Consider the following 11,974-nt stretch of genomic DNA (forward strand, 5'->3'; position numbering starts at 1 on the left):
AGTGGAAGCTAGCTGTATCATTTGTTTGCTTGAAGGGTTTTTTGTGTTCTCAAAAAACAGAAAGGAGCAGCGAGGTAAGGGAAAAATGGTAAATGAAACACGGATTTATGCCATACCTATCAGAAGAGAGGATTGATTCTATGAAACGATATAAAAGGGTTATTCATCGTCTTATCGTAGCTGCACTAGTTGCCAGTTTCGTACCGCTTGGTCTCTCGCCTGAGCAGCAGGCTCATGCAGCCGATGACGTTAGAAATACATTAAATGTGAGGAAAACGGTGAATGCTCCGGTTATTGATGGGAAATTGGATGAATCACTATGGTCAATTAACCAAAGCTTAACCAAACAAACAGGCAGCGGTACGTTTAAAGATAGTAAATTCGGCATGCTCTGGGATAATAAGTATTTATACATAGGAGTCAAGGCGGATGATGATAGTCTGACTGCTGCGGGATCAGGCAATTGGTTTGACCAGGATAATATTAATTTCTTTCTAGATCCTACGATGCACCAATCGGCTCCTTATGTGGCGGATGATATGCAGCTTGGATTTGTGTATCAAGAGAATTCTGTGACACCAGAGTTTCATTTCGGAGCTGCAGCAAACGGCCAAAGCAGTAAAGATGCAAATAAGATTCTGAGAGCCATGCAGAAGACGGCGACGGGTTGGTCTTTAGAGACAGCTATTCCATGGGACATTTTAAAGATGGATCCTAATCTCACCAAGAAGTTGGGTTTGGAAATTGGGGTAACGGACCGTTATGGGGCGGACGCGACACAGCAGAGAAACAGCTACTGGAGTGCCTATCAGTCAAGTTCGTTCTGGAATGATACCTCCGGCTTCGGCGTGATCAACTTGATCGATAGCAATCCTGTGACAGATCCGGTGAATCCGGTGCTGCTTGAGGAAAATTTTGATACGATTCCGGCAGGAACCATACCTTATGGATGGATTAGTGATGTGAACGCAGGAAGCCCTTCCTTTACGGTTGTGCAGGATACTTATGGCAATGGCAGAGTCACTTTTGATGGGAAAGCTTCGGGTAAACAAGCTCGAGTTGTGGCGCCAGTCCAATGGGACAACTACACGGTTGAAGCGGATATCCGATTTGAATCGGTGCTGGATTCAGGAAGATGGGCTTCATTGATGTTCAGGGTGCCTTCTTCGGGAAAAGTGCCTTACAATCAAATGGCCATCCGTCAAAATGGTACCTATGAATTCGCCTATCGCAAAGCGGACGGCAACTGGTATTCACCGACGCCAATCTCCGGCACTTGGAGAGCATTGACCTTGAATGCCGACTATTCGATGAAGGTTCGCGTTTACGATAACAATGTCAAAGAATACATGAAAGCCAAGTCAGATCCAAGTTATACCATGGTAACGGATACCACCCTGCCAACAACGGTCGTGATGGAGAAAGGCAAAGTAGGGCTGCAAGCGGATCAAAGCAAGGTGTCATTCGACAATTTGAAGGTGACGCGAATTACAGCAGATCGCCTTAACCTCATTGTGCCTGGCTCGATTGAAGCATTGACGGGACCGATGAGTGTTACCGGCAGTGTGTACTATTCGGACGGTATCACGGAATCCATTGTAAATAAACCGCTAAAATATTACTCCTCGGATGAGTCAATCATCAAAGTCTCAAACAATGTGCTTTACCCTGTGAAAGCAGGGAGTGCAGAAGTTAGAGTCATTTATGAGAATGCGGAATACGTGCAACAAATAACAGTAACACCTAGTATGGTGCCGGCAAAAGTAAGTTCCCTCAAGCACAATGACAATTATTTTTTGGCCACAGTGAATCAGCCGGTAGATTTAACTTCAATTACGTTTAAAGCCGATTTTACTGATTTTACGTCAGGTACCGTGACAGGAAATGATTTGACCTGGACATCCAGCAGCCCTTCCGTTGTTGTGAATAGTGGAAGCCTGAACGTTCTTCAAAAAGGTGTATACTCCTTAACTGCCCAAAAAGACGGCGTTTCCATTTCAATGCTAGTCGTAGCGAAAGAAGCAGTGGATAGGGAGTATGTCCTCTATGAAGAAAATTTTGATCAGCTAACGGAAGGAACACTTCCTGCAGGTTGGACTCGCAAAGAAGGGACGACAGCCAGTAAAGCCGTTGTTAAAGCCGGAAGTTTCGAAATGGATGCGGCGGCATCGCCGGACAATCCTTCGCGCGTACTTTTGCCAGACTATCTAGGGACGTTTGGCAATTATAAAATTGAAGCGGATGTCACGCATTTGCAAGCGAACGATACGGCCAGATGGCATTCCATCATGTATCGCATTCAAAATAATGATTATCCTTACTATCAAATGGCGGTCAGAAAAGACGCTACAGCGGCCAATGGCGTAGAGTTTGCTGAAAGAACCACGGCTAACGCCTGGAACGTTATGGATACAGGTGCTTTTACGGAAGCCATAGATCCGAGCAAAATGTATCACTATACGGTCAAAGCATTCAACAATCGTGTAATGGAAATGATTAACGACAAGGTTGTCGTGGATACAGATAATGCAGGTTCGTATATGAAAGGAAGAATTGGCTTACAAGCGAACGGCAGCAAAATGAAGGTTGATAACATTCGGGTAACGCTGCAGCAGGAAGCCCTGCCACCAACGGCAACCGATCGTTATGCCAGTGTAACCGAGCCGGATACTAAAATTGCGATGGCTTCAACCATTGTGACTGAGGTTACGCAGGCGGCAGACTTGGCGAAAATGGCGGATGCGGCAACACCGGCTACGGCTATTTTACACGTGAACAACGAACTTAAAGTAACCAATCCAACAGGAGAAATAGTCATTGGAGATGTAGCAGCCATCTTGGATTCCTTCGGAACGAAGACGATGCCGGCATTTTATCTCAAGGATGAAGTAACCGTCGATAAACTGATCACTTATTTGAAAGATAATCGAATCGAAGATGTATTTGTAATGTCGGACAACGGTGATTTGGTTAAAAAAGCGAGAGTAGCGTATCCGATTATTCGCGGAATTGTAGATTTTAGCGCCATGTCGAATTTTAGCCAAGAACAATTGATGGAAATTCGCCAGAAAACGAATGCCAACCTGGCTCATATTGCTGTGCTCCCACAACAGGCGGCTACGAAAGAGAATACAGATTATTTGCAAATGAGAACGATCATGGTTTGGGCAAAAGATGAAGCGGCAGCCGCCGGAAAAAATCTGTCCATGCATACCTTGATTACGGCCGGAGTGAACGGCATCGTAACGGATACGCCATCTGCGGCGTTCACCGCACTGGGCGTGTATAACCAAAATAAAACGATGATCCGTAAGCCATATATTATCGGCCATCGTGGATTGCCTTCGGCTGCGCCGGAAAATACGATTGAAAGTAATCGGTTGGCACTCGATAACGGGGCGGATTTTATCGAAAATGACGTGTATATTTCCAAAGATGGTTATCTTGTCATTCATCATGATGGAGAACTGTCGGGTACGACGAACGGTACGGGAAATATCGAGAATTACACATTGGCCGAAATTAAGGCGCTCAATGCCAATAAATCTCATCCAACGGGCTATCCGGATGTGAAAATCCCGACCTTGGAAGAACAAATTGATCTTGTTCAACAGCGCGGGAAAATGATCATGAACGAAATCAAGACATCAACACCAGCGGCCATTGACGCTTTCGTCCAATTGGTGAATGCCAAAAATGCCGAAGCTGACATCGATAACATGTCCTTCGTTGCCGCTCAGATTGCGCGCACGAACAGCTTGATGCCGACGATGCCTTCAGGTCTTTTATCCAGCTTGTCCGGAGGCAGTAATGTGAAAGGGATGCTGAGAACGGTACTTAGTTCGATTCAGCCACTGAATGCTACCTTTAATAATGGATACGGCGGTATTTCGCAAAGTTTTATGGAAGCTGCTAAACATCGTGGCATCTTGATTTCACCTTGGACACTGAATGATCGAACGGCCTTTAATCAATTTTTCTTAAATGGTGCATGGGGATTAACGACCGATTATGCCAATTGGGCGGCAGATATGGCGGCAGGAATTAAACCGGAGAAAACGGAGTTTACGCTCAACAAAGATGAGCATCTTCTCCTTCAAGCGCAAGTGACATCGTACAAAGGTGATACGAAGACAATTGTACCGGACTTTATTTTACTTGATGGACAAGATGTATTGGATGTGAATGGCCGGGAGATTACTGCCAAGAAATCGGGGGTTGGGCACGGGCTTTTACGATACACCTATACGATGAACGACGGAAATAGGTATGACTTATATACACAACCAATCACGTTGAACGTATCTTCTGGAAATACAGATCCAGGGACAGATCCAGGAACAGATCCAGGAACGAATCCAGGAACAGATCCGGGAACGAACCCGGGAACGAATCCAGACCCAGATTCAGGTTCAGGTTCAGGAACAGACTCAGGAGCAGGTAGTGGCACAAACACAAACACAGGTACGGAAATTAAGAATCCTGTATATACAGTGACGGATGTGATGATTCAGTCGGCCGCCCAGCAATCGGGTACGAACGATAAGATGATCGTAACCGTGCCTCTGAATGGGCAGAAGGATCAAGCTGTTGCTTTCTTGTTACCATCTGCCGTTCAAACGTTGCTAGCAGCAAGCGATCAAACAGTCGATATTCAAAGCGAGCTTGGTTCCTATGAACTGAATCTGTCAGCTGTAGATCTGCAAGCTTTGGCAGAGAAGCTAGGGGTTTCTCAAGATAAGTTAAACTTCACGATTCAAATTAAAGTGAATGAAAAAGCGGCTGCAGAAGCAACGTCAGGCGGGAAAGCTGTCAAGAAAGCCGTTGACTTTACACTTACAGCAGGAGTAGGAACAGGAGAAGGGAAAAGCGTAGACGTTTCTGCTTTCAAAACATTTATAGCAAGATCGATCAAGCTGGATGCCGGAACGGATACCAAAGCTTTGGCCGCCGTACGAGAAGAGCAAGATGCCAATGGCCATACGGTCTATAACCCGGTTCCATTCATGATCCGAGGCAACGAAGTTGTTATTTTCAGCCGCACGAACAGCACGTATCTACTTATCGCGAACCCAGTGACATTCGGTGATTTAGAACAACATTGGTCCAAACAAACCGTTGAAGGAATGGCGGCAAAATCGATTGTCCAAGGTGTTGGGACATCAAGTTTCGCGCCTGATCGCCAAGTAACTCGCGCGGAATTTGCTGCTTTGCTGGTGAGATCGTTTGGCTTAACTTCATCCAAAGCCACAATGGCAAACAGCTTCAAGGATGTCAAAGCTTCCGATTGGTTTGCGGCATCGGTTGGCCTTGCAGCAGAATTCGGACTCGTTGGCGGCTATGAAGATCATACCTTCCGTCCAGATGCGCCAATAACCCGCCAAGAAATGGCCGTTATGATTGACAGATCCCTACGCTTCGCAGGCTACAACGCAAATCCGCAACCAAATAACTCAGCCACGTTCGCTGATGAAGCGAATATCGCCGAATGGGCCAAGGATGCAAGTAAAGTTGCTTCCACACTTCATATTATTAACGGCAGGGATGGCAATGCTTTTGCTCCGTTAAGTACAGGCACGCGTGCAGAAAGTGCTGTGATGCTAAGCCGCATGCTGCAAGCCCTAAACCTTTCTAATTAATGGACAGGTTAACATTCCCTCCGCCATCCATTTGACGGATGGCGGAGGTGTGTTAACACTTAGCAAATAAATGTTTGTTAAGGTGAAAGTGGGGGTGTATGCGCATGTCTAGTAAATATCCAATTATCGCATCAGTGACGAAAGACGATCAGCTCGCAAAGGTTTTAGAAAGTGATGTAACTCGCGTTAATTTAATGACAGGTCATATTGGCAATCTGGAATCTATTGTCGAACAGCTTCACCGAGCAGGCAAACAGGTGTATGTGCACTTGGAGATGGTGGGCGGTCTTGGCAGAGATGCACATGCCGTCGGGTATTTAGCTGAAAAGTTTAAAGTGGACGGGATTGTTACGACGAAATCCAACTCCATAGCAGCAGCTAGGCAAGCCGGCATAAAAAGCATTCAGCGAATCTTCATTATTGATACGGCTGCGCTGCAAACGGCAGTCCGCATGATCAACAGCATACAACCGGATGAAGTTGAGTTAATGCCAGGCTTAATGCCAAGAGTGATCAAGGAATTGAAAAACATGATTAAACAACCTTTGATTGTCGGAGGGCTTATTCGATATGAAAAAGAAATCGTAGAAGCGCTTGATAGCGGGGCTGACTTCATATCTATTGGTGATCCGAACATGTGGAGTTGCCAATAGATTTACAAAAGATTAAAATATCGATAATTTTCCGCTTACAATCTTCCTCTATAGTAGAACTATGATTATCACAAGAACTGATACTTAGGGTCGAGACCATGAGAAAACCCTTGTCCAGGAAATGTGAAAATAAGCAGGAGCATGTTTGTCATCCTCCGAGAAGGCTTGTTTTCGTGTTTTTTCGGATAAGGGTTATTTTTATTGAAAGCGAGGCAGTGCTGTGGCAGAAACATCCAGATTCCCTGAGCGTGGCACCGATGATAAAAGTGGTATCGTGCCTTTTCAGCGAAAACACGTGAAGAAAAGAAGTAAGGATTTGCATGCATTTAAAGGCTACTTATTCGATTTGGACGGTACGATCTACGCGGGCAGTAAGCTTTTGCCGGGTGTGTTGAATACGGTAAATTGGCTGCGTGAGCAAGACAAATCGATCATGTTCGTTACGAATACAACTATTCGTACCAAGGAAAGCGTGCAGATGAGGCTTAGCGAATTAGGCATTTCTTGCGAGGTGAATGAGGTGCTCACGGCCTTATGTGTGGCTGGGAGATTTTTTCAAGAGCATGAGCCGGATGCCTGCGTTCTCATGATTGGTGAACAAGCGATGGAACAAGAATTAGTGCAATATGGCGTCAAGATGACGATGGACCCGATGCTGGCGACACATGTCCTTGTCGGCTTGGACAGACAGTTTACCTTTGAGAAGCTAACTGCCGGCGTGAATGCTCTTCGAAACGGGGCCAAGCTGATTGCAGCTAATCCCGATCCTTTTTGCCCGATTGATGATGGGGTGATTCCGGATACATGGTCGCTTGTCAAAGCACTGGAGACGGCCAGCCTGCAGAAAACGGTTCGTGTGATTGGAAAGCCCTCCAAATATTATGCGCAAAAAGCTTTTGATCTGCTGAAAATCCCGCCGTCCCAATGCCTGATGGTTGGGGATCGCTTATCCACGGATATACAGTTCGGGAATTCAAACGACATGTACACCGCTCTTGTACTGACAGGTGCGGACTCTAAGAAAGACATTGTACAAACAGGGATTGAACCTGACTATATTTTAAATCAGCTTAGCGAAATTAAATCCAAAAACCTTTAGGAGGAAAAACAATGAAAAAAGCACTAGTCTCATTACTTATGGTCACGTTGGTTGCAACAGCTTGCGCGAAGGGAGAGAGCCCAACAGAAACCAAAACGGCAGCAGCACCGACAGCAAGCGCCGCAGCAACGGCGAGTACGAAACCGGTTGAATTGCAGTTTTACTTTCCAGTAGCCGTCGGTGGGCCAATTACGAAACTGATCGATCAGTTGGCTGACGATTTCCATAAAGAAAATCCGACAATTACTGTAAAACCTGTGTATGGCGGCAGCTATCAGGATACGATGACCAAGGTTGCGACAGCTGTACAAGGGGGGAACTCACCTGACTTAGCGGTGCTGCTCTCAACTGATCTGTACAGTTTGCTTTCCATGAAAGCCGTTGAGGATCTGACACCTCGCTTCTCCAAGGATTATTTCAATGGATTCTACGAAGCTTTTATGGGAAATACGAAGTCAGGCGATACGGTTTGGAGTGTACCGTTCCAACGCAGTACGATCGTGCTCTACTACAACAAGGATCTATTTAAGAAGGCAGGTCTTGATCCGGAGAAGGCACCGGCGAACTGGACGGAACTGAAGGAGTATGCAGCGAAGCTTACGACGAGTGACAAATCGCAGTGGGGGCTTGAAATTCCTAGCACGGGTTATCAATACTGGATGACGCAAGCTCTTTCCCTTCAAACCGGTACGAACATTGTTTCAGCCGACGGGAAGCAAGTATTTTTTAACAAACCGGAAGTTCAGGAAGCTTTGCAGTTTTACACCGATTTAGGACGCAAGGATAAAGTCATGCCGGAAGGCGCACTCGAGTGGGCAACCGTTCCTTCCGATTTCATTAGCGGGAAAACGGCCATGATGTACCACACAACAGGAAATCTGACAAAAGTCAAAACAGATGCGAAATTCAACTTTGGCGTAGCGTTCCTGCCAGCCAATAAAAAGTATGGTTCTCCGACTGGCGGCGGCAACCTGTATGTGTTCAAAAACATTCCTGAAGACCACAAAGCAGCATCCGTCAAGTTTATTCAATTCCTGACGCAGCCTGATCGTGTCGCACAGTGGTCAATTGATACAGGTTATGTAGGTACGACAAAAGCTGCTTATGAGACAGACAAGCTGAAAAACTACATTAAGGATTTCCCGCAAGCAGCCGTAGCAAGGGATCAACTGAAATATGCGGACAGCGAGCTTTCTACCTATCAGAATGGCCAAGTAACCAAGCTATTTAACGATAATATCCAGGCAGCGCTGCTAGGAACGATGACGCCGAAAGAGGCATTGGACAAATCGCAGCAGCAAGCGGATGACATTTTGAAAAACTTTCAAAAATAACAGCGTTAGATAGCGAAAACGAAAGGGAAGTGTTCGGCTAATGGAGGTTAACTCCCTGTTATTGGCCAACACTTCCCTTCCGCTCGCTTTCACGACTTTGTGAGATAGAAGGGGGATCTATTCGATGCAACCGGCACTTCGTACAAAAAGCAAGATCAACTGGAAATTACATGGTTTCGCCTATGCGCTGCTCATGCCCTCGCTCCTATTCTTAGGGGTATTTACGTTTTACCCTATTCTGAAATCGATCTATTGGAGTTTCTATAGCTCTGATTTCACTGACAAGACGTTTGTGGGGTTTGACCAATATGCGCATGTTTTTCAGGACGATATTTTCCTCAAGGTTTTGAGTAATAATGTACTGCTAGCTATGGGTACGGTTCCTGTGAGTATTTTTTTGGCCATGTATGCCGCCATCTGGGTGAACAATAAGCTCAGAGGCACAGGCTTGCTGCGTGCGCTATTTTTCTACCCGACGGTCATTCCGATGATTGCTATAGCAAATATATGGTTGTTTATTTATACACCGAGCTATGGGTTGCTTGATAAGTTTCTAGGTGTGTTTGGCCTACCTGCTCCGCATTGGCTGGGTGATCCGCAATGGGTTCTGTTTTCGATGATGCTCATGGTGATTTGGAAGGAAGCCGGCTTTTTTATGATTTTTTACTTGGCTGGTTTGCAGAATTTACCGAAGGAAGTCTACGAAGCGGCAGCCATGGAAGGGGCAAGCCCTTTGCAGACCTTCAGAAGGATTACGTTCCCGCTCTTAATGCCGACAACGCTATTCGTTATGATTATTGCCACGACGAATTCTTTTAAATTGGTGGATCACCTGTATGTGATGACGAAAGGCGGCCCGAACAACGCAAGCAACTTGCTGTTGTACCATATTTATGAGACGGCTTTTAGTTTCTGGGATATGGGAAAAGCTTCAGTCCTTACCGTCGTTTTACTCGTTATTCTACTGAGTATTTCGATCTTTAACTATGCAGTTCTGGATAAACGCATTCACTACTAGAGAGGGGTCAGCGTCATGGTCGTTAAGATCACCAACCGATTTGTCATCGCGCTGCTGGCTATCGTTTTTGCGGTTCCGCTCGTTTGGGCAGTTTTCACCTCGTTTACTCCGTCCAGCGAGGTCATCACCCGTGTAAATCCCTTTGCCATTGAGCATCCCACTTTTCAAAATTATATGGCCGCTTGGCACACGATTCCTTTTCTACGCTATTATTCCAATACAATCATCATCGTCTTCGGTGTGCTGGCTGCACAACTGATAACGGCAACCCTTGCCGCTTATGCGTTTGCCCGATTGAATTTCGCAGGACGAGGTCTCATGTTCATGCTGTTTCTTGTTCAAATTATGATTCCGCCTGACATTCTCATTTTTCCGAATTACACGATCATGAAAGAGCTGGGCCTTGTTGACACCAAATTAGCGATTATGCTGCCTTATTGGGCTTCTTCGTTCAGTGTGTTCCTGCTCAGGCAAACGTTTAAGCAAATCCCGATGGACTTGGACGAAGCTGCGAGAATGGATGGATGCCGTTGGTGGCAAATCCTCTGGCACGTCTATTTGCCATCAGCAAAGTCAACTTATTTGGCCTTTGGCTTAATCTCCGTCAGTGCGCATTGGAATGATTTCATGTGGCCGCTCATTGTTACGAATTCCATTGAAACGAGACCGTTGACGGTAGGGATTGCGATTTTTGCCCAATCGTTTGAGACGGGAGCGCAATGGGGGACTGTAACGGCGGCTACGGTATTGGTTATTTTGCCTCTTTTAACGGCCTTTTTCGTGTTCCAACGTCAGTTTGTGGAAAGCTTCATGCATTCGGGGATCAAATAATAGGGGGGAATTGAAATGAATTGGCTAAATGAAAAGACGTTGATCGTGGCTCACCGTGGGTCGGCAAGTGAAGCACCTGAAAATACGTTGGCTGCTCTTCGATTAGCACTTGAGCAGCAATGCGATGCGATTGAGTTGGATATTCATCTCACAAAGGATGGAGAAATCGTGGTCTGTCACGATGAAACGCTGGACCGGACCACGAATGTGCGCGGATGCATTGGCGAGATGACGTTGGCAGACATCCGGCAAGCAGATGCGGGCACTTGGTTTTCAGGTCAATATGCCGGTGAGCCTGTCCCTTTACTCCGTGAAGTCCTTGAGCTGGTACCTCCGGAAATCGGCTTGAATGTGGAGCTGAAGCTTAGCTATGGCGGCAGCATTGAGCACAAGGTCGTTGCCTTGCTGCGCGAATACGGGCGGCTAAGCTCAGTTATTTTTTCCTCTTTCGATCATTGCATGTTATACCGCCTCAAGCGGCTGGCACCTGAAGCCCGCATCAGCCTTGTCTATGCCGGCAAGCTGCTGCGTCCGCTTCGATTGATTGAGGATTTTGAATTGGAGGTAGAAGCGGTTTCTTTGCATCATGCGATGGTTGAACGTGAGGATGTCATCGCGATTCGCAACAGCGGCAGACAGGTCATCGTCTGGACAGTGAATGAGGAAGAAGCAATGAAACGGATGCTGGATTGCGGTGTTTCAGCAATTATAACGGATTATCCGGCGATCTTGAGGCGGATTGTTGGTTAGTTTGATTTGAACAGTACGTTGGATATTGAAAATTATCGGCCTCTTTACCAAGTGGAAGGCTTATCGGACGTCACGGCTGTTTTCTCTGGGAATCGTACGGATGCTGTCATCTACAACACGACGCTGATAGGTCGAATCAAATAAAAAGCGGCAGTCTAGAACTTTTTACAAGTCTCTAGCTGCCGCTTTTTATTATTAGGAATGGTTTATTTCTTATCTTATTCTGACTAAGTTTCGTTGGAGCACGGTATCTCCTGGTTGCGGGGTGAAAGGAGTATTCGTAACACCTGTTACATTTGTAATCAGTTTTGGATCTTCGTTTTGTTGTATTCGCACTTCATACTTAAAGCTTACCTTCGACACGTCAGCAAACAGAAAAACAGATTTATTGGGAGCAATCGTTACTGTACATATTTTTCTACCACAAGGACTTACCTTCAAAGGTACTGGAGAGCCGTTAGACCAGTCGAAAACTTGTACCGTCACTCTGCGGGACCGCATTTTATTTAAGTTAACGATGTCTATTAATGCAAATTTCGTTTTCTTAGGTCTGCGCAAAATACCGGTTGATAATGTAATTCGCCTTGTTGACATGAACAACCAACGCTCCTCTCCTCTAATAGTACAGTAGATGTCGAAACTGCTTGAAT

9 protein-coding genes are annotated in these 11,974 nt (G+C 45.9%); 8 read left to right on the forward strand and 1 reads right to left on the reverse strand.

Annotated elements, in window-relative coordinates; translation table 11 throughout:
* Nucleotides 1-140 precede the first annotated feature (140 nt).
* From AC3WTJ_RS03035 to AC3WTJ_RS03070, 8 genes are all read left to right on the forward strand, one after another.
* Nucleotides 141-5,639, forward strand: a complete 5,499-nt coding sequence (locus AC3WTJ_RS03035; protein ID WP_492520507.1) for a glycerophosphodiester phosphodiesterase family protein — start codon at nucleotides 141-143, stop codon at nucleotides 5,637-5,639.
* A 104-nt stretch (nucleotides 5,640-5,743) separates the two neighbouring features.
* On the forward strand, nucleotides 5,744-6,292 hold the full coding sequence (locus AC3WTJ_RS03040; protein ID WP_315951944.1) for a glycerol-3-phosphate responsive antiterminator: 549 nt from the start codon (nucleotides 5,744-5,746) through the stop codon (nucleotides 6,290-6,292).
* A gap of 220 nt (nucleotides 6,293-6,512) precedes the next feature.
* Nucleotides 6,513-7,391, forward strand: a complete 879-nt coding sequence (locus tag AC3WTJ_RS03045) for an HAD-IIA family hydrolase (RefSeq protein WP_492520508.1) — start codon at nucleotides 6,513-6,515, stop codon at nucleotides 7,389-7,391.
* Between the two features lie 11 nt (nucleotides 7,392-7,402).
* Nucleotides 7,403-8,725, forward strand: coding sequence for an ABC transporter substrate-binding protein (locus AC3WTJ_RS03050; RefSeq protein ID WP_492520509.1), 1,323 nt, complete (start codon nucleotides 7,403-7,405; stop codon nucleotides 8,723-8,725).
* Nucleotides 8,726-8,849: 124 nt separating this feature from the next.
* Nucleotides 8,850-9,743, forward strand: coding sequence for a carbohydrate ABC transporter permease (locus AC3WTJ_RS03055; RefSeq protein WP_492520510.1), 894 nt, complete (start codon nucleotides 8,850-8,852; stop codon nucleotides 9,741-9,743).
* Between the two features lie 15 nt (nucleotides 9,744-9,758).
* A complete protein-coding gene (locus AC3WTJ_RS03060) occupies nucleotides 9,759-10,574 on the forward strand; it encodes a carbohydrate ABC transporter permease (RefSeq protein WP_492520511.1) in 816 nt (271 codons plus the stop codon).
* Between the two features lie 15 nt (nucleotides 10,575-10,589).
* The gene (locus tag AC3WTJ_RS03065; protein WP_492520512.1) at nucleotides 10,590-11,324 is read left to right on the forward strand and encodes a glycerophosphodiester phosphodiesterase; all 735 of its coding nucleotides are present in this window, start codon (nucleotides 10,590-10,592) and stop codon (nucleotides 11,322-11,324) included.
* A gap of 6 nt (nucleotides 11,325-11,330) precedes the next feature.
* A complete protein-coding gene (locus tag AC3WTJ_RS03070; RefSeq protein WP_492520513.1) occupies nucleotides 11,331-11,468 on the forward strand; it encodes a hypothetical protein in 138 nt (45 codons plus the stop codon).
* 69 nt (nucleotides 11,469-11,537) lie between these two features.
* Here AC3WTJ_RS03070 and AC3WTJ_RS03075 read toward each other — a convergent pair whose 3' ends face one another.
* Entirely contained in the window at nucleotides 11,538-11,918 is a 381-nt protein-coding gene (locus tag AC3WTJ_RS03075) for a hypothetical protein (protein WP_492520514.1), read from the reverse strand.
* Nucleotides 11,919-11,974: the final 56 nt, after the last annotated feature.

This window comes from Paenibacillus sp. FW101-FHT12H11 (genome assembly GCF_058790355.1).

Coding starts and splice junctions, on each gene's coding strand:
- AC3WTJ_RS03035 (WP_492520507.1), top strand. CDS start 141: ATGAAACGATATAAAAGGGTTATTCATCGTCTTATCGTAGCTGCACTA.
- AC3WTJ_RS03040 (WP_315951944.1), top strand. CDS start 5,744: ATGTCTAGTAAATATCCAATTATCGCATCAGTGACGAAAGACGATCAG.
- AC3WTJ_RS03050 (WP_492520509.1), top strand. CDS start 7,403: ATGAAAAAAGCACTAGTCTCATTACTTATGGTCACGTTGGTTGCAACA.
- AC3WTJ_RS03055 (WP_492520510.1), top strand. CDS start 8,850: ATGCAACCGGCACTTCGTACAAAAAGCAAGATCAACTGGAAATTACAT.
- AC3WTJ_RS03060 (WP_492520511.1), top strand. CDS start 9,759: ATGGTCGTTAAGATCACCAACCGATTTGTCATCGCGCTGCTGGCTATC.
- AC3WTJ_RS03065 (WP_492520512.1), top strand. CDS start 10,590: ATGAATTGGCTAAATGAAAAGACGTTGATCGTGGCTCACCGTGGGTCG.
- AC3WTJ_RS03075 (WP_492520514.1), bottom strand. CDS start 11,918: ATGTCAACAAGGCGAATTACATTATCAACCGGTATTTTGCGCAGACCT.